Genomic DNA, 17,546 nt, shown 5'->3' with positions numbered 1-17,546 from the left:
TTCCGGAACCCGAGCCACCCTCACCCCTACCCCTCTCCCACTCGGGAGAGGGGATCCCGCGCTTGATTCTGGAAGGAATTTTTAGGGGCCGCCCTGCGCCCGCGGGGAGATCGAGAACCCGACCTCCCCCTCCGACGTGATGCCGCCACAGAGACGTGGCCCACCCGCCCGGTTCCGGCGGCCCCTGCCGCGAGAGATAGTGTCATCCGATGGCGGTCATCGCAGCCTACGTGGTCAACGCGGTCCTGAACCTCGCCCTCGGGCTGCTGCTGGCGCAGATCCTCGGGCCGGCGGATTTCGGCCGGTTCGCCCTCGGCATCGCCGGCTCGGTGGTGCTCACCACGCTGTTCTTCGAGTGGCTGCGGCTGTCGGCGACGCGGTTCTATTCCGAGCGGGTCCGCGGCGAGGAGCCGTGGATCCGCGCGATGCTCGACCGCGCCTACGCGGTCACCGCCCTGTGCCTCACGGCGGCGGCCCTGCTGTGCCTCGCCGGGCGGCCCGTCGCCGGTCCGCCCGCCACCCTCGCGGCGGCGGCGGTGGCGACCGCGGTCGGGATCGGGTTCTTCGACTACCAGACCACGCTGGCCCGGGCCCGGTTCATCGGCGGGCTCTACCTCAAGCTGGTCCTGGTGAAGAGCGGCCTCGCCCTGGTGCTGATGGTCGCCACCGCCTGGCTCACCGGCGACGCCACCGCGGTCATCGCGGCGGCGGGCATCAGCCAGTTCCTCGCCGCGGTGCTGATCCACCGCGGCCTCACCGACCCGCGCCACCGCCCGGAGACCGGCCGGGGCCGCACCACCCTGCAGGTCTTCATCGCCTACGGCCTGCCGCTGATCGCCGCCAACGTCGTCTACCAGCTGATGCCGTTCGCCAACCGCAGCGTCATCGCGGCCTTCGGCGGCTTCTCGGAATCCGGCTACTTCTCCCTCGCCTCCGACATCGGCACCCGGGTGTTCGGCACGCTGGGCGCCGCCCTCGACGTGCTGCTGTTCCAGATCGCCGTGCGAGCCGAGGAGGAGGGCGGGCACGCCGCCGGGGAGGAGCAGGTGGCGCGCAACGTCGCGGTGGTGGCGGCGCTGATCCTGCCGAGCGCCGCGGGGTTCTGGGCCGTGCTGCCGGCGATCGAGGCGATCGCGGTGCCGGCCGCCTTCCAGGGCCATTTTTCGCGCTACCTGCTGCCGATGCTGCCCGGCCTCGTCGCCTTCGCGGCGATGAACTACGCCCTCAACCCGGTGTTCCAGATCCGCCGCCGCACCCTGCCGGTGATCGTCGCCGCCGTCGTCGGCGCCGCCGTCAACGCGCTCGGGCTCGTCGCGCTGCCCGGCCCGCTCGGGCCGATCGGGGTCGCGGTGGCGCAGACCCTCGGCTTCCTCGCCGCCGCCGCCTTCCTGGCCGCGCGGGCGCTCACCGGGAAGGGGCGGCTGCACCTGCCCTGGCGCGACCTCGCGGCGGCGGCGGCCGCGACGCTCGCCATGCTCGCCGCCGTGCTGCCCCTGCGCGGCCTCGACCCGTGGCTCGCCCTGCCGGCCTGCGTCGGGCTGGGTGCGGCGGTCTACGGCGCCCTGGTCTGGCGCTTCGACATCGCGGGCCTGCGCGGCGCGGTCGAGACCCAGCGCCGGGCGCGGGCATCGGCCGCCTGAATCCGGCGCGTTTTTCGGGCCCGGTGGGCTGGGCAAGCCGGGGCGGCTTCGCCAGGATGCGCGCCCCCGCCGGCGCCCGGCATCCCCCTGCGAGACCCACCCGATGAGCACCTACCAGCCCCGCGACGAGGCCGAGGCGGCATCCGTGGTCAGCGCCGCGGCGGCGCGGCGGGAGCGGCTGCGGCTCGTCGGCGGCAACACCCGCGCCGGACTCGGCCGGCCGGCCCAGGACGAGGCGACGCTCTCGGCCGCGGCCCTGCGCGGCATCACGCTCTACGAGCCGGCCGAGCTCGTCATCGCCGCCCGCGCCGGCACTCCGCTGGCCGAGATCGAGGAGCGGCTCGCCGCCGGCCGCCAGATGCTGCCGTTCGAGCCGATGGACCACCGCGCGCTCCTCGGCTCGGCCGGCGAGCCGACGATCGGCGGCGTCGCCGCCGGCAACGTCTCGGGCCCGCGCCGGATCGCCGGCGGCGCGGCCCGCGACAGCCTGATCGGGGTGCGCTTCATCAACGGCCGCGGCGAGGCGGTGAAGTCCGGCGGCCGGGTGATGAAGAACGTCACCGGCCTCGACCTCGTGAAGCTGATGGCCGGCTCCTGGGGCACCCTCGGCTTCCTCACCGAGGTGACGTTCAAGGTGCTGCCGATCCCCGAGCGCACGGCGACCCTGGTCCTCGCCGGCCTCGACGACGCGCGCGCGGTCGCGGCGATGAGCCTCGCCCTCGGCTCGCCGTTCGAGATCACCGGCGCGGCCCACCTGCCGGCGGGAATCGACGGCGGCGAGGCGCGCACGCTGCTGCGCATCGAGGGGTTCTCCGCCTCGGTCGAGTACCGGCTCGGGGAGCTGCGCCGCCTGCTGCGCGCCTTCGGGGGCCCGGCCCTGGTCGAGGGCGACGAGGCCGCCGCCCTGTGGGCCGGCGTGCGCGACGTGCGGCCGTTCGCGGCGGCGGCGGCGGACGGAGCGGTGTGGCGCCTCTCCACCGCCCCGAGCCGCGGCCCGGCGGTGGCCGCCGCGATCGCCGCCGCCCGCGAGGCGCGCTGGTTCTTCGACTGGGGCGGCGGGCTGATCTGGGTTCTCACCCCGGCCTCGGGCGATGCCGGGGCCGAGGCCGTGCGCGCCGCCCTGCGGCCGGGCGGCGGCCACGCGACGCTGGTGCGGGCGCCCGACGCGGTGCGGGCGGCGGTGCCGGTGTTCGAGCCGCTCGCCGAGCCGCTGATGCGGGTCTCGGCCGGCCTCAAGGCCGCCCACGATCCGGCCGGGCTGTTCAACCCGGGCCGGATGTATGCCGGGCTGTAGCGCAGGCGCCGGCCGGGCGGCCCCCTCCCGGCGCCGTCATCCGGAATCCGGATGATCGCTTCTGGCGATCCTGCCGGATCGCTTTCGCGATGCGGATGTCGGCGTCGCTCAGGCGCCGGCGACGCCCTCGCCGATCATGCTCCGCGGAACGATGATCTCGTCGTACTCCGCCTCGGTCACGTGGCCCGACTTGAGCGCGGCGGCCTTCAGGGTCGAGCCGGTGGCCTGGGCGTCCTCGGCGATGTGGGCGGCGTTCTGGTAGCCGATCACCGGCGACAGCGCGGTGACGAGCATCAGGTTGTTGGCGACGTAGCCGCCGATCCTGTCGCGGTCGATGTCGGTGCCCTCGACCGAATAGGTCCGGAACTTCTCCGCCCCGTCGGCCAGGATGGTCGCCGAGTGCAGGACGTTGTTGATGATGATCGGGCGCATCGCGTTCAGCTCGAAGTTGCCCTGCGAGCCCGCGAAGGCGACCGCCGTGTCCTCGCCGATCACCTGGATCGCGATCATCACCATCGCCTCGCACTGGGTCGGGTTGACCTTGCCGGGCATGATCGACGAGCCGGGCTCGTTGGCCGGCAGCTTCAGCTCGCCGAGACCGCAGCGCGGGCCCGAGGCGAGCCAGCGCATGTCGTTGGCGATCTTCATCAGCGCGACGGCGGCGCCGCGCAGGGCGGCGGAGGCCCGCACCATCGCGTCGAGCGAGCCCTGGGCCATGAACTTGTTCGGCGCGGTCACGAACGGCCGGCCGGTCAGTTCCGCGATCCTGGCGGCGACGTTCTTCGAGAAGCCCTGCGGCGCGTTGAGGCCGGTGCCGACCGCGGTGCCGCCGAGGGCGAGTTCGTAGAGGCCCTCGCGGCTGCGCTCGATCTCGGCCACCGCCGCCCGCAACTGCGCCGCCCAGCCCGACCATTCCTGCCCGACCGACAGCGGCGTGGCGTCCTCGAGATGGGTGCGCCCGACCTTCACCACGTCCATCCAGCCGGCGGCCTTCCGCTCGATGGTCGCGGCGAGCTTCGCCAGTTCGGGCACGAGGCGCTCGTCGATCAGCGTCACCGCCGCGACGTGCATCGCGGTCGGGAAGCTGTCGTTGGAGGACTGGCCCATGTTGACGTCGTCGTTCGGGCCGACCGGGTGCTGGCTGCCGAGCGTGCCGCCGAGGAGCTGGATCGCCCGGTTCGACAGCACCTCGTTGACGTTCATGTTCGACTGGGTGCCCGAGCCGGTCTGCCAGACGAACAGCGGGAAGTGGTCGTCGAGCTTCCCGGAGATCGCCTCGTCGGCGGCCCTCACGATGGCGTCGGCCTTCCACGCCGGCAGCCGTCCGGCCTCCCGGTTCACCAGCGCCGCCGCCTTCTTGACGATGCCGTAGGCGTGGTAGACCTCCTTCGGCATGTGGTCGTGGCCGATCGAGAAGTGCTGCAGCGAGCGCTGGGTCTGCGCGCCCCAGTACTTGTCGGCGGGCACCGCGACCTGGCCCATCGAGTCGAACTCCTCCCGCATCCCGGCGGCATCGATGCCGATCGGCAGGTCCTTCATCACCGGATGGTCTTGCGTGGCGTCGGGCATCGGTCAGGCTCCGTGGGGCGGGAGGTGGGAGGAGGCCGGCCGCCCGGGAACGAGCGCGAGGGCCACGACGAGGCCGATCCCGATCGCGACCGTCATCGCCGCGGTGGTCAGGCTCAGCGAGACGGTCTCGGCGACGAGCGCCGCGGAGGTGCCGGCACCCTCCGTCATCAGATGCAGGCCCCCGATCGCGGCGCGGAAGCCGTAGGAGCCCGGGATCATCGCGACGATGCCGGGAAACGCGAAGGTGACGGCGGGAACGCGGCAGCGCGTGGCCGCGAGGCCGGCGACGACGCCCGCCGCGAGCGCCCCGAGCGCCGAGCCGGCGAGGAGATCGACGCCGGATTCCGCGAGCGCGGTGCGCAGCCCGTGGCTCGCCATGCTGCAGGCCATGCAGATCGGCACGAGGCGGGCCGGCACGTTGAACAGCAGCGCGTAGCCGATCGCCGCCGCGGCCGAGAACACGAGATCCTGCCACACCGGCAGCCGGCCCGGCGCCTCGCCGACCGGCAGGGCGGCGCCGGTCAGGCCGGCGGCGAGGACCAGCGCGAAGCCGATCGCCAGCACGGTCGCGGCACCGGTGGCGAGCCGCGCCACCGCGGTGCCGACATGGCCGGTGACGAGGTCGCGCACGCCGTTGACCAGCGGCACGCCGGGCACGAGGATCATCCCGGCGGCGGTGAGGCCGAGCACGGCCGAGGTGCCGGGGGCGAGCCGGATCAGCAGCACCGCGACGAGGCCGCTGACGAGCGCGGTGGCCAGCGTCGCGGCAAAGGGGTTGAGCCCGCCGGCGGCGAACCGGCGGCGCAGGACCGTCGAGACGAGACCCGCCGCGAAGGCGGCGGCGACCACCGGCCAGTCCGCACCGAAGAGGCGGGCCAGCGCGGCGGCGGTGACGCCGACGCCGGCCGCCACCAGCCAGCCCGGATGGCCCTGCGCGCGCTCGGCCGCATCGAGACGGGCATCGAGGCCGGTGGCGTCGAGGGTGCCGGCCCGGACCTCGTCCAGGGCTCCCTCGACCGCGCCGAGCCGGGCCATGTCGACGCCCAGCGCCGGGATCGTCCGGCCGAGACGGGTGCGCTCCGCCGGGCCGTCGCCGGCCGTCACGATCACGCCTTCCGGCAGGGCCAGCGCGCGGACGCGGTGCCCGGCCAGGGCACCGACCTCCTCCATCCGGGCGAGCGCGCTGCGGGTGTCGGCCCCGTTGACGAGGAGCAGCCGTCCCACGCGCAGGGCGAGATGCGCGGCGAGGTCGGGCGACGCCCCCGCTTCAGAAGGGGCGCTCGTCGGGCCCGGCCCTGCCCCCGGCACCGAAACCGTGCCGGGCCGCGTGACGAGGTCGGCGACGGTCTGCGACATGACGGAGGCTCCCGACGGCATCGGATCGGGGTGCGACCGGATCCGGTTCCAGGTTCGTCGGGCATGCGGCCCTGCGACGGGGCGGAGACCGCCCGGTCGTCGACACTTCCGCAAGACCAGCGACCCGGAGACGGATCCGATGGCACCGTGTGGACCCCGCTCTCGAGCATTTTCCGACGAAGCGGAGACCGGTTCGTCGTAGAAAATGCGGCACAATCAAAGACCTGGAGAAGCTTCGCGATCGCATCGCAATCGTGAAGCGCTCTAGACGTTCTCGATCCTGAGGACCGCGGCCGTGTCGGCGCGGGTCCGGCGGCAGGCCCCGGCGTCGGTCTTCAGGTCGATGCCGTAGGTCGGAATCACGCGCTTGAGCGCCGGCAGCCAGGCATCCTCGGTGAGCCGGTCGGCGAAGCAGTCCTGGAGCACCTGGAGCGCGATGACCGCGGCGGTGGAGGCGCCCGGCGAGGCGCCGAGCAGCGCGCACAGCGACTTGTCGCCCGCGACCACCACCTCGGTGCCGAATTCGAGCTCGCCGCCCGCGAACAGACCGCCATGGCCGGACGGCCGGATCGTCTCGACGCGCTGGCCGGCGACCGCCTCCTGCCAGTCCTTCTTCGCGGCGCGGGGGAAGAACTGCTTCAGCGTCGCGAATTGCCGGCTGGAGCTCTGCAGGACCTGCCCGACGAGGTATTCCGTGAGCTTGACGTTGTCCTTGGCGACGTCGAGCAGCGGCCCGACGTTGTCGTGGGTCAGGGCGGTGAACAGGTCGGCGAGCGAGCCGTGCTTGAGGAAGCGCGACGAGAAGCCGGCATAGGGCCCGAACAGCAGCGAGCGCTTGCCGCCGACGATCCGGGTGTCGAGGTGGGGTACCGACATCGGCGGCGAGCCGACCCCGGCCTTGCCGTAGACCTTGGCGTGGTGGCGCTCGGACACCGCGTCGACGTCGCAGCGCAGCCAGATGCCGGAGACCGGGAAGCCGCCGTAGCCCCTGCCTTCCGGGATGCCGGATTTCTGCAGCAGCGGCAGGGAGCCGCCGCCGGCGCCGATGAACACGAACCTCGCCGAGACGGTCTGGCGCGTCGCGTCGCCGGTGTCCTCGACCGTGACCGTCCAGCGCCCGTCATCGCCCTTCGCGAGATCGACGACCTTGCGGTTGTAGTGCACCTCGAAGCCGGTCTGATCGGCGAGCTGCCTGACCAGCAGATGGGTCAGCGCGCCGTAATCGACGTCGGTGCCGGTGACGATGCGGGTGGCCGCGAGAGGTTCGCCGTCCTCGCGGCCCTCCATCACCAGCGGCGCCCACTCGGCGATCGTCCTGCCGTCCTCGGTGTACTCCATGCCGTGGTAGCAGTGGTGGGCCGACATCTCCTTGTAGCGCTCGCGCAGGAAGGCGACGTTCCCGGCACCCCAGACGAAGCTCATGTGCGGGCAGGGATGGATGAAGGCGCGCGGGTCGGGGATCGTGCCCTTCCGCACCAGATGCGCCCAGAGCTGACGCGAGACGTCGAACTCAGTGTTCACCTCGAGCGCGCGCGAGATGTCGACGGTGCCGTCGGGGCGCTGGGGCGTGTAGTTCAGCTCGCAATTCGCGGCGTGGCCGGTGCCGGCGTTGTTCCAGCCCTGCGAGGATTCCTGCGCGCAGTCGTGCAGGGTCTCGACCATCACGACGGACAGGGACGGGTCGAGCTCCTTCAGCACCGTGCCGAGGGTGGCGCTCATGATGCCGGCGCCGATCAGGACGACGTCGGGACGATCGATCGATCCCAGGGACATGCACAGCTCCAGTTGCGTCAGGCGGCAGCCCGGCTCGCGGGCACGAAGCGGATCTCGGTGTCCGGTCGATAGACGACGTAGGCGCGGCGCCACGGCTCGTCGCCGACGAGCTTCCAGCGATGCCCGGAGCCGGTGTCGTCCTGGGCCAGCAGCACGTCGCCCGGGCGGATGGTGAAGGTCGCTCCCGACTTCACCTCGAATTCGAGCGTTCCCGACAGGGTGATGACGAATTGCGGCTGCGGATCCTGGTGCCACGCGAACGAGCCGCCCGACGCCGTCTCCTGGAACGACAGTTCGGTGACCGCGATCGGCAGCCCGGACGCCTTCCCGTGCAGACCCTCGCCGATCTCGATGTGCCCTTCCTCGAAGCAGGAATTGCCGTCGTCACCGGTCCATAGTCTCACGCAGCGGATCATGACCGTCTGGTCTCCGATTGCAGGGGCCGCCATGTTTGCCGGCCGTCGGCGCCCGCCGCAATGCCGGGCGGAGGTTCCGGTTCCCCGGGGTCGCGGGGAGGTCCGGTCCGGCCGGGACGGCGCAGGTGCCGGGCACCGGACCGGGACCTCGGGGGCGGCACCGTGCTGAGGCGACATGGCGTGGACGACCCGGTGGATGCGGGGAAGCATCCGGCATAGACCTTGAGGAAAGCCTGACGACGCGGCAGCCGGGCCGCACGGGGACACGGCACCGCCATGGGCCGACGATGACTTTTTCCTGAAGTGCCGTCGTGGCGCCCGGCATGGCGCGGCGCGGACGCCGACCCGCGGCGCCGGCGGGTCCGGGCTGGCCACCGCGTCATACGATTTTCGATCGATCGCGAATGCGAGCCCTGCGGGATCGCATTCGCGATGCGAAAATCGGCCTCGCTCAGGCGCCGCGCGGGCTCGTCATACGATTTTCGATCGATCGCTCGGCGATCCCTGCGGGATCGCTTCCGGCGACCGCAAGCGGTCGCTTTCGCGATGCGGATTCCGTCTCAGGCGACCACCGGCTCCTCGGCGAGGCGCGCCGCCTCGCGGGCGACGTCGAGGCGCTGGTCGATGAACTTGCGCTTGCCGCGCACGGTGGTCGGCAGCCCGTCGACGATCTCCAGCCGCAGGTCGAGTTCGCCGGCCGCCTTGCGGTTGGCCCGCAGCAGGTAGCCGGTGAAGTCCGGCACCGCCCCGCCGCGCGGGACGATGCGCAGGATCACCCGGCCGGGCTCCTCCTGCACGAACTGGAACTCGCCGACCCCGAAGATCTCCTCGTCGACCTGGAGCATCGCCGAGAGCGGCACCAGGATGCCGGAGCGGCCGACGAGGTAGTCGTGGCCGTGGCGCGGCACGATCGCCCGCACGGTCAGGCGGGCGCCGTTCTCCCGGGTCGGGGCCGCCACGACCTCGGCCTCGTCGCCGGTCTCGTAGCGGATCAGCGGCATGCCCGGAAACAGCAGGCCGGTGGCGACGAGGCGCCCGCGCTCGCCCGGCCGGGAGAGCGGGGTGCCGGCCTCGTCCACGATCTCGGCATGGCCGTAGAGCGGATCGAAGACGTAGTGGTCGGGCTCGCCCGGGACCTCGGTGGCGAAGGCGACCTTCTCGCTCAGGCCGTAGAACGGCGCCAGCACCGCGCCCGGGAACGCGCGCGCGAGGGTGGCCCGGAACGGCTCCGGGATGCGCTCGGAGGTCGGCAGCACGCCGCGGATCTGCGCCAGCGGCCCGTGGGCGCGCAGGACGTAGGCCGCGAAGATGCTCAGCGCCGACGGGTAGCCGTGCAGGAACGCGATGCCGCGCCGGCGGATCTCGGCGAGGTAGCCGGCCATCACCGGGTCGGAGAGGTGGAACACCGAGCAGCGCAACTCGCCGAGCGCCGGCTCGTCCTGCATGTGGCCGGCGCCCCGCACCTCGACGCCGCGGAACACCGCGCGCGCGTCGCCGGGGCGGAAGCCGGCGCGCGCCCAGGCCTCGTGCACGAAGGCGACCTCGACCGGCGAGCGGCCGCGGTCGAGCAGGAACCTCACCGGCCGGCCCGAGGAGCCGCCGGTGGCGCATTCGTCGAGCGTCGCCGGGTCGACGGTGCACAGCCGGGTTCCCTGCGCCATCACCTCGGCGGCGGTGAGGACCGGGACCCTCGCCCAGGCGGCCCGCAGGGCGGCGGCGTCGAGCGGGCCGTCGCCGAGGATCGGGACGAGCCGCTCGCGATGGGCCGGGCTCGCCGCCCGCGCCCGCGTCACGACCGCCACCAGGGCCGCCTCCTGCGCGGCGGCCGCGCCGGCGGGGTCGCCCGCCGCCGCGGCGATCCGCCGGCGCCACGACCGGTAGGTGCCGCCGTACTTCAACGAGGCCGGAAGGTGGCGCAGCACCCGGCCGAGGCCGAGCCGGGCCCGCACGGGCAGGCGCGCATAGGCGCCGCGGGCGACGTCGAGGGCGTTCACGGGAGGCTCCGCATCTTCATCGCTCCGCAACCGGGGCGGGTCTAGGCAGGGTGGGTCGCATCCCCGGGAGGACGCAGGATGGCGGTCCGGAGGTTGCGTTTCGCTTCACGCCCGCGGCGGGATCCGTCCGGCCGGCCGGCATCGACTGGAGCCCTGCCGTGACCGCATCCCCGCTCCGCGTCGCGCTCTACGTGCCGGCCCTCGCGGGAGGCGGGGCGGAACGGGCCGCGGCGGTGCTCGCCTCGGGCTTCCGCGAGGCCGGGTGCCGGGTGCGGCTGTTCGTCGATTTCGACGCGCCGGAGAACCGCGGCTTCCTCGATCCGGGCGTGACGGTCACCGCCCTCGGGCGCGGCCACGGCGCGGCCGTGCGGGCGCTCGCCGGCCACCTGCGCGCCGGGCGCGGCGACCCGGCGGCTCGGCTCGACGTCGTGCTGGCGGTCGGCGGGGCGGCGAACGTGAAGCTGACGCTCGCGCGCCTGCTCGCCCGCGCGAGCGTGCCGGTGGTGCTGTCCTATCACGGCCGCAGCGACGTCGGCCGCGGCCTGCTCGGCGGGCTGGCGTTCCGGTTGGCCCCGGTCCTCACCCGCCTCGCGGCGCGCTCGGTCTGCGTCTCGCAGGCGCTCGCGCACCACCTCGTCGAGGAGTGGCGCGGAGCGGCGGCGCGCATCGCCGTCATCCCCAACGCCGTCCCGGTCGAGGCGGCGCTGCCGGCCGCCGACGCGGCGGCGCTGCTGGCGCGCCCGCCCGTGATCCTGTCGGTCGGCCGCCTCGCCCCCGAGAAGGAGTTTCCGACCCTGATCCGCGCCTTCGCCCGGCTGCCGGGGGAGCCGCGCCTCGTCATCCTGGGCGAGGGGCCGGAGCGGGCCGCGCTCGAGGCCCTGGCCGGGTCCCTCGGCCTCGGCGACCGGGTCGCCCTGCCGGGCTACGCCGCCTCGCCGTGGCCGGCCTATGCCGGGGCGCGGGTCTTCGCCCTGTCGTCGCGCAGCGAGGGCTTCGGCAACGTCGTGGTCGAGGCGCTGGCCTCCGGCCTGCCGGTGGTGGCGACCGATTGCGGCGGCCCGCGGGAGATCCTCGACGACGGCCGTCACGGCGCCCTGGTGCCGGTCGGCGACGAGGCCGCCCTGGCGGCGGCCCTCGCCGAGGCCCTCGCGCGCCCGGGCGAGCCCGGCCCGCGCCGGGACCGGGCCGCCCGCTACGCCACCGCTCGGGTGGTCGCCGACTACCTCGCGCTGTTCGGGGGGGTGGGGCACGGCGGCCTCAGCTCTTCGCCAGGGCCGGCGTGAGGCCGGGGCCGGCCCTGCCGCCCGGGCCGAGGGGCGCCCACGGCGTCTCGGCGACCCGCCGCACGGCGATGCCGAACAGGTGCAGCAGCCCGGCATAGACCACCACGAAGGCCAGCGTGCCGCCGACGAGGACCGCCACCGGGCCGAGGGGATCGACGGCGCCGCGGACCGCCACCAGCGCGAGGCAGCCGCCGAGATTGGCCGCCGCGACCCGGCCCAGCGCTCGCCAGGGCAGCGGGATCGGGATGATCCGCCGGGTGATGAGCGCCGTGACCGTGCAGGCCGCCAGCGAGGCCAGCGCGTAGCTGATGCCGGCGCCGAGGATCCCGAGACGAGGGATCAGCAGGAAGCACAGGAGGATGCCGAACAGCGCCGGGGGCGTCATCGCGGGCGGTTGCAGCCAGGTCCGCTTCGAGAGGTGGAAGGCGTTGTCGAAGATGAAGAACTTCGTCGCGATGGCGAGCGAGCCGACGGCGATCCACGGGATCAGGACCGCGCCCTCCTCGCGGTAGTCGGCCGGCAGCGCCACCGCCAGCAGCGGCACCGCGAGCAGGCTGAGGCCCGACACGATCGCGCCGCCGACGATCGCCAGGGTGGCGATGAGGCCGGCCTGGGCCCGCCCGGTCGCCGCCGCCCCCTCCTGCTCGTAGAGGCGCACGAGGTGGGGGAAGGCGTAGGCGTTGAGCGGGCCGAGGAAGAGGTCGACCGGCTGGCGGGCGAGGGAGTAGGCCGCCGCCAGCACCGCGACGGCGTGAGGCCCCATCAGCATGTCGACGGCGTAGCGGTCGACGATGCCGATCGTGTAGGCGAGCAGGCTCGCGAGCATCACCGGCAGGCCGAACGCGATGGCGGCGCCGTAGCCGGTGCGCGCCCGCTGCGGCCGAGCGACGCCGCGCATCGCCCGCACCAGCCCGACGAGGCCGGCGAGCAGCGTCGCCCCGGCAAGCCCGAGGGTCGCGGCGAGGAAGCCCGGGCCGGCGAGCACGGTGGCGGCGCTCGCCGCCGCGAGGGTGCCGGCGGCGCGCAGCGCCTCCACCGCCGCGTAGGTGCGGTGCATCCGGCGGATCTGCAGCAGGATCAGCGACAGCCGCAAGGGGGCGAAGGCGAGGAGGTACGCCGAGACCGCGAGCGCGAAGGCGAAGCCCTGGTCGTGGCGCAGGAGCCCGCTGCCGATCGCGAAGACGAGCGAGACCGCGGTCATCCCGGCGGTCAGCGCCACGAGCCGGCCGAGCCGGCGCGGCCGGACCCGCCCGCCGGCGCCCTCGCTGCGCAGGGCGAAGACCCGCACCCAGTTGCCGAGCGCCATGTCGCAGATCTCGCCGGTGGTGACGACGAGCACGAACAGCCCGTACTCGCCCATCGGCATCAGCCGGGTCAGCACGATCAGCAGGACGAACATCAGCGCCCGGGGCGCGAGGTTGGCCAGGAAGTAGAGGATGTAGGCGGCGCGCTCCATCGACGTCAGCCCCGGTGGTCGGCGCGGCGGAGGACAGGACGGCCGTGGGCGAGGCGCCGCAGCAGCGCGCCCGCGAGCAGGACCGCGAAGGCCGCGTTGGTGCGCAGGTAGCGGGCGGCGAGGCGGCGCGGCTCCTGGGCGAGACGGTAGAACCATTCGAGGCCCGCGGCCTGGACGAGGCGCGGCGCCCGCCGGACCCGGCCGGCGATGACGTCGAACGAGCCGCCGACGCCCATCACGAACGGCACGCCGAGGCGGTCGCGGTGGCGGGCCATGAAGCGCTCCTTGGCCGGGGTCGGCAGGGCGATGAACAGGCAGTCGGCCCGGCTCTCGGCGATGGCGCGGCAGACCGCCTCCTCCTCGTCGGGCCGGAAGTAGCCGTCGTGCCAGCCGGCCAGGACGAGGCCGGGATGGCGCCGGGCGAGGACCTGCGCGGTCTCGCCCACCACCTCGGGCCGGGCGCCGAGCAGGTAGGGGCGCAGGCCCTCGGCGGCGCAGAGCCCGACGAGATCCTGGAACAGGTCGATCCCCGCCACCCGCTCGACCCGGCCCTCGCCGAGCAGCCGGAGCGCCAGCGCGATCCCGGCGCCGTCGATGCCGACGATGTCGCTCTCGCGCACGTCGCGGTCGAGTTCGGGGTCGCGGCGGGCCTGGACCAGCTTGGCGACGTTGAGGGCGACGTGCTGGCAGCGGGTCCGGCCGCGCATCGCCGCGAGCGCCCGGCCGAGGGTCTCCCGGCGGGTGAGGATGTCGACCGGCAGGCCGAGGAGTTCGACGCGCATGACCGGATTCCTTGGAGATCGTCCGCCGGGGCGGGGGGCGTGCCGGCGGGGGAAGCGAGGCGGGGCCGGAGGGGCAGGGGAGGGGCGTGCCGCTCAGGCGGCGGCCGCGGCGGCTTCGAGGCCGGGGGTCAGGCCGACGGCGTCGACCACCGCCTTGCCGGCGAGGAGCGCCCGGTCGATCGACCGGAAGGCGTCGTGGCCGACCAGCACCGCGACCACGTCGGCCTGGGCCAGCGCCTCGTCGAGGGAGGCGAGGGTCACCCCGTCGCGGGCGGCGAGGTCGGGCGGCAGGTGGCGGACATGCGGCTCGACGATCATCAGCCGGCCGGTCTCGTCGGCGGCGAGTTCGCGGGCGATGCGCAGGGCCGGGCTCTCGCGCAGGTCGTCGACGTTCGGCTTGTAGGCGAGGCCGAGCACCGCGATCACCGGCGCCGCGAACCGCGAGGCCGCCTCGGCGATCCGCCCGGCGACGAAGAGCGGCTTGTTGTCGTTGACCTCGCGGGCGGCGCGGATCAGCGGCGTGCGGTCGGGCAGCGCCTCGTGGATGAACCACGGGTCGACCGGGATGCAGTGGCCGCCGACGCCGGCGCCCGGCGACAGGATATCGACCCGCGGATGCAGGTTGGCGAGCCCGATCACCGACCACACGTCGAGCCCGAAGGCGTCGCAGACCAGCGACAATTCGTTGGCGAAGGCGCAGTTCACGTCGCGGTAGGCGTTCTCGACGAGCTTCGACAGCTCGGCCTCCGGCGCCGAGGTGAGGCGGCTCGGCCCTGCGGCGAAGGCGGCGTAGAGGTCGCGGGCCGCGACGGCGCTGCGGTGGTCGAGGCCGCCATAGGTGCGCGGGTTGTCGACGAGCTCGCGCAGGGTCTGGCCGGGCAGGATCCGCTCCGGGCTGTAGGCGAGGAGCACGTCGGAGGCCTCCGGCGCCGTGTCCGGGAAGCTGAGGTCCGGGCGCAGGTCGCGCAACTGGCGGGCCGCCTTCGCGGTGGTGCCGACCGGGCAGGTCGATTCGATGACGACGAGGTCGCCCCGCTTCAGCACCGGCGCGATCGAGGCCAGCGCCGCGGTCACCGCCGAGAGGTCGGCGGTGCGGTCGTGGCGGATCGGGGTCGGCACCGCGATCAGGAACGCCTCGGCCGGCTCGGGCACGGTGGTGGCGCGCAGGTGGCCCGAGGCCACGACCCGCCTCAGCACCGCGTCGAGGTCGGGCTCGATGAAGTGCGCCGCGCCCGCGCGGATGCGGGCGACCGCCTCCTCGCGGATGTCGACGCCGACGACCGCGATCCCGCGCGAGGCGAAGGTCGCGGCGGTCGGCAGGCCGACATAACCGAGGCCGATCACCGAGATGGTCTTGCGGGCGAGGGTCATCGACGGAACTCCGGAACTGAAGAGCGGGCGGGGGAGGGGATTCAGGCCGACAGGCCGGCCGCCGCGACGGGGCGGATGGCGGGGACGAAGTCGCGGGTCTTGATCGAGCGGCGCAGGGGCAGCGGGCCGCCACCCTGGGCGAGCAGGTCGGCGACGATGCGGGCGCTGGCATGCCCGTCGCCGAACGGGCTCGCGCCGGTCGCCATCGCCCGGTAGGCGGCGGCGTCCTCCAGGAGCCGGACGGCGGCCGCGACGATCGCCGCGGTATCGGTGCCGACGAGACGCGCCACCCCGGCCTCGATCGCCTCGGCGCGCTCGCTGGTGTCGCGCATCACCAGCACCGGCTTGCGCAGCACCGGCGCCTCCTCCTGCACCCCGCCGGAATCGGTCAGGATCAGGTCGGCGCGGGTCATCATGTAGACGAAGTCGGGATAGTCGAGCGGCTCGATCAGCCGCACGCCGGGCAGGCCGCCGAGGCGCGCGAAGACCGGGCCGCGCACGTTCGGGTTGAGATGGACCGGGTAGACCACCTGCACGCCCGGGCGCTCGGCGAGCGCCGCGACCGCGTCGCAGATGCGGCCGAAACCGGCGCCGAAGCTCTCGCGCCGGTGCCCGGTGACGAGGACCGTGCGGACCTGCGGGTCGAGCCAGCCGAACCGCGCCTCCCGCGCCGCCAGCGCCGGGCCGGGCGCCGTGACCGCCTCGGCGGTGCGCAGCAGGGCATCGATGCCGGTATTGCCGGTGACCAGGATGCTGTCGGGGGCGGTGCCCTCGGCCAGGAGGGCGGCGCGGGCGCGGGCGGTCGGGGCGTAGTGCCGGTCGGCCACCACGGCGGTCAGCCGGCGGTTGGCCTCCTCCGGCCACGGGCTCGCGATGTCGCCGGTGCGCAGGCCGGCCTCGACATGGCCGATCGCGACCTTGCGGAAGAACGCCGCGAGGCCGGCCGCGGTGCTGGTCGCGGTGTCGCCCTGCACGAGGACGTAGTCCGGCCGCCACTCGGCCAGGAGGGCGTCGACGCCGGTCATCACCCGGGCGAACAGGTCCGACAATCCCTGGTCGGGGCGCATCACCGCGAGGTCGTGGTCGGGCACGATCCCGAAGGTCGACAGGACGCTGTCCAGCATCTGCCGGTGCTGCCCGGTGACGCAGACCCGGGAGGTCACGCCCGGCGTCTCGCGCAGTCGCGCGACGACCGGTGCCATCTTGATCGCCTCGGGCCGCGTGCCGAACACGGAGAGAATCTTCATCGGCTTGTTAATCCTGATCGGCGTTCGTCATCCAGATGAACTTCCAGGGAGCAAAACGGAATCCATCTCGAAACTCCCTGGAAGTGTCGTTTTGCGATACTCCTGGGGGTCTTCGATCCGCGCGGGGCGTCGGGCCTATCTCAATGCGGGATTGTCGTGTCTCGTTTCGGGAATGAAAGAAATTCGATGAATGGCTGGCATCGCCTGAACGGGACTGTGACCCGGTTGCGCTGGTATGCCGGGCGTCTGCGGACGATGTCGCCGGTCGAGATCGTGCACCGGGTCGGCGAGGCGCGGCGCAAGCGTCACTGGCGTGCCCTCGCGGCGGGCTGGGGACCGGATCCGGCCGATGCGCAGGCGCCCCTGCCCGCCTTCCCGGCCCTGCGCCGCGACCTCGCCGCCGCGGCCGGCCTGCCGGCGGTGCGCGAGAGCGTGGCGCGGGCGCGCGAGGGCCGGCTGCGCTTCCTCGGCCGCGACTGGCCGCGTCCCCGCTTCGGCGAGGCCGACGCGGCGTTCTGGCTGCACGATCCGATCGGGGGCGGCACGTGGCCGGGTCCTGACATGTCCTCGTTCCGGGTCGACGTGCGCTCGACGAGTGCAACGCCCGGGCATGACGCACGGTTCGGCGACGTGAAGTACGTCTGGGAGCCGGCCCGGCTGCAGATGCTCCACCCGCTCGCCTGCGCGCTCGCCGCCGGCGACGACGCGGCCGGGACTGTCGCGCTCGCCCTGCTGCGCAGCTTCGCGGCCGCCAACCCGCCCTATGGCGGGGTGCACTGGGTCTCGGGGATCGAGCTGGCGATGCGCCTCGTCGGCGTGCTGCTGCTCGCCGCCGCGGCCGGACCGGAGGGCCTGCCGCCGGACGACCGCGCCCTGGTGCGACGTCTCGCCGCGGCGAGCGCCCACCACCTCGCCGACTTCCCCTCGCTGCATTCCTCGGCCAACAACCACCGGGTCGCGGAGGGTCTCGGCCTGTTCCTCGCCGGCCTGCTCCTCGGGCAGGGCGGGGGCGCCTGGGAGGCGGCGGGCCGGCGCATCCTGGAGGAGGAGGCCGACCGTCAGATCCTCGCCGACGGCGTCGGCGCCGAGCAGTCGCCGACCTACCAGGCGTTCACCATGGAGATGCTGGCGCTGGCGTTGCGGCTCGGGCGCGACCTCGGCCGGCCGCTGGCGCCCATCGTCGAGGAGCGGCTCGCCCGCGGCGCCGCCTTCCTGGGGGCGCTGATGGACGGGACCGGCCGCGTCCCGGCGATCGGGGACGACGACGAGGGCCGGGTGCTCGCCCAGCCGCCGGACCGGGAGCCGCGCTACGTCGCGTCGGTGACCGCCGCCGCCGCCGGGCTCGCCGGGCGGCCGGACCTCGCG

Annotated in this window: 13 protein-coding genes; 4 read left to right on the top strand and 9 right to left on the bottom strand. The window is 74.2% G+C overall.

Going from position 1 to position 17,546, the window contains the following annotated elements; genetic code table 11:
• Nucleotides 1-209 precede the first annotated feature (209 nt).
• The gene (locus tag EOE48_RS24480; protein ID WP_127733505.1) at nt 210-1,640 is read left to right on the top strand and encodes a lipopolysaccharide biosynthesis protein; all 1,431 of its coding nucleotides are present in this window, start codon (nt 210-212) and stop codon (nt 1,638-1,640) included.
• Between the two features lie 103 nt (nt 1,641-1,743).
• Complete coding sequence (gene glcE, locus EOE48_RS24475) at nt 1,744-2,934, top strand: glycolate oxidase subunit GlcE (RefSeq protein WP_127733504.1); 1,191 nt, start codon at nt 1,744-1,746, stop codon at nt 2,932-2,934.
• 108 nt (nt 2,935-3,042) lie between these two features.
• Here glcE and fumC read toward each other — a convergent pair whose 3' ends face one another.
• The 5 genes from fumC to EOE48_RS24450 all read right to left on the bottom strand — a co-directional run bounded on the left by fumC (nt 3,043) and on the right by EOE48_RS24450 (nt 10,042).
• The gene (gene fumC, locus EOE48_RS24470; RefSeq protein ID WP_127733503.1) at nt 3,043-4,503 is read right to left on the bottom strand and encodes a class II fumarate hydratase; all 1,461 of its coding nucleotides are present in this window, start codon (nt 4,501-4,503) and stop codon (nt 3,043-3,045) included.
• 3 nt (nt 4,504-4,506) lie between these two features.
• Nucleotides 4,507-5,859, bottom strand: coding sequence for a threonine/serine exporter family protein (locus EOE48_RS24465; RefSeq protein ID WP_127733502.1), 1,353 nt, complete (start codon nt 5,857-5,859; stop codon nt 4,507-4,509).
• A 264-nt stretch (nt 5,860-6,123) separates the two neighbouring features.
• The gene (gene mqo / locus EOE48_RS24460; protein WP_127733501.1) at nt 6,124-7,632 is read right to left on the bottom strand and encodes a malate dehydrogenase (quinone); all 1,509 of its coding nucleotides are present in this window, start codon (nt 7,630-7,632) and stop codon (nt 6,124-6,126) included.
• Between the two features lie 17 nt (nt 7,633-7,649).
• Complete coding sequence (locus tag EOE48_RS24455; protein WP_127733500.1) at nt 7,650-8,048, bottom strand: cupin domain-containing protein; 399 nt, start codon at nt 8,046-8,048, stop codon at nt 7,650-7,652.
• A 560-nt stretch (nt 8,049-8,608) separates the two neighbouring features.
• Nucleotides 8,609-10,042, bottom strand: coding sequence for a phenylacetate--CoA ligase family protein (locus tag EOE48_RS24450; protein ID WP_127733499.1), 1,434 nt, complete (start codon nt 10,040-10,042; stop codon nt 8,609-8,611).
• Between the two features lie 158 nt (nt 10,043-10,200).
• Here EOE48_RS24450 and EOE48_RS24445 point away from each other — a divergent pair, with 158 nt between their 5' ends.
• The gene (locus EOE48_RS24445; RefSeq protein ID WP_187371531.1) at nt 10,201-11,325 is read left to right on the top strand and encodes a glycosyltransferase; all 1,125 of its coding nucleotides are present in this window, start codon (nt 10,201-10,203) and stop codon (nt 11,323-11,325) included.
• Here EOE48_RS24445 and EOE48_RS24440 read toward each other — a convergent pair.
• The 4 genes from EOE48_RS24440 to wecB form a co-directional block, all read right to left on the bottom strand.
• Nucleotides 11,300-12,781, bottom strand: a complete 1,482-nt coding sequence (locus EOE48_RS24440) for a polysaccharide biosynthesis C-terminal domain-containing protein (protein WP_127733497.1) — start codon at nt 12,779-12,781, stop codon at nt 11,300-11,302. The genes EOE48_RS24445 and EOE48_RS24440 overlap by 26 nt on opposite strands.
• A 5-nt stretch (nt 12,782-12,786) precedes the next feature.
• Nucleotides 12,787-13,563 carry a WecB/TagA/CpsF family glycosyltransferase gene (locus tag EOE48_RS24435; protein ID WP_127733496.1) on the bottom strand — a complete coding sequence of 259 codons (777 nt, stop codon included), beginning with the start codon at nt 13,561-13,563 and terminating at the stop codon, nt 12,787-12,789.
• Between the two features lie 93 nt (nt 13,564-13,656).
• A complete protein-coding gene (gene wecC / locus EOE48_RS24430) occupies nt 13,657-14,934 on the bottom strand; it encodes a UDP-N-acetyl-D-mannosamine dehydrogenase (RefSeq protein ID WP_127733495.1) in 1,278 nt (425 codons plus the stop codon).
• A 41-nt stretch (nt 14,935-14,975) separates the two neighbouring features.
• On the bottom strand, nt 14,976-16,181 hold the full coding sequence (gene wecB, locus EOE48_RS24425) for a non-hydrolyzing UDP-N-acetylglucosamine 2-epimerase (protein WP_127733494.1): 1,206 nt from the start codon (nt 16,179-16,181) through the stop codon (nt 14,976-14,978).
• Nucleotides 16,182-16,367: 186 nt separating this feature from the next.
• Between wecB and EOE48_RS24420 the strand changes: the two genes are divergently transcribed.
• A partial coding sequence (locus EOE48_RS24420) for a heparinase II/III family protein (protein WP_187371530.1) occupies nt 16,368-17,546 on the top strand: 1,179 nt, incomplete at its 3' end.

The organism is Methylobacterium oryzihabitans (assembly GCF_004004555.2).
GTDB lineage: Bacteria > Pseudomonadota > Alphaproteobacteria > Rhizobiales > Beijerinckiaceae > Methylobacterium > Methylobacterium oryzihabitans.
The sequence above is the reverse complement of the archived record's forward strand: the minus strand, read 5'-3'. Positions and strand labels throughout refer to the sequence as shown.

Bases quoted from the DNA above. Each gene is read 5' to 3' on its own strand.
- EOE48_RS24480 (WP_127733505.1), top strand. From the start codon at position 210: ATGGCGGTCATCGCAGCCTACGTGGTCAACGCGGTCCTGAACCTCGCC.
- glcE (WP_127733504.1), top strand. From the start codon at position 1,744: ATGAGCACCTACCAGCCCCGCGACGAGGCCGAGGCGGCATCCGTGGTC.
- fumC (WP_127733503.1), bottom strand. From the start codon at position 4,503: ATGCCCGACGCCACGCAAGACCATCCGGTGATGAAGGACCTGCCGATC.
- EOE48_RS24465 (WP_127733502.1), bottom strand. From the start codon at position 5,859: ATGTCGCAGACCGTCGCCGACCTCGTCACGCGGCCCGGCACGGTTTCG.
- mqo (WP_127733501.1), bottom strand. From the start codon at position 7,632: ATGTCCCTGGGATCGATCGATCGTCCCGACGTCGTCCTGATCGGCGCC.
- EOE48_RS24455 (WP_127733500.1), bottom strand. From the start codon at position 8,048: ATGATCCGCTGCGTGAGACTATGGACCGGTGACGACGGCAATTCCTGC.
- EOE48_RS24440 (WP_127733497.1), bottom strand. From the start codon at position 12,781: ATGGAGCGCGCCGCCTACATCCTCTACTTCCTGGCCAACCTCGCGCCC.
- EOE48_RS24435 (WP_127733496.1), bottom strand. From the start codon at position 13,563: ATGCGCGTCGAACTCCTCGGCCTGCCGGTCGACATCCTCACCCGCCGG.
- wecC (WP_127733495.1), bottom strand. From the start codon at position 14,934: ATGACCCTCGCCCGCAAGACCATCTCGGTGATCGGCCTCGGTTATGTC.
- wecB (WP_127733494.1), bottom strand. From the start codon at position 16,181: ATGAAGATTCTCTCCGTGTTCGGCACGCGGCCCGAGGCGATCAAGATG.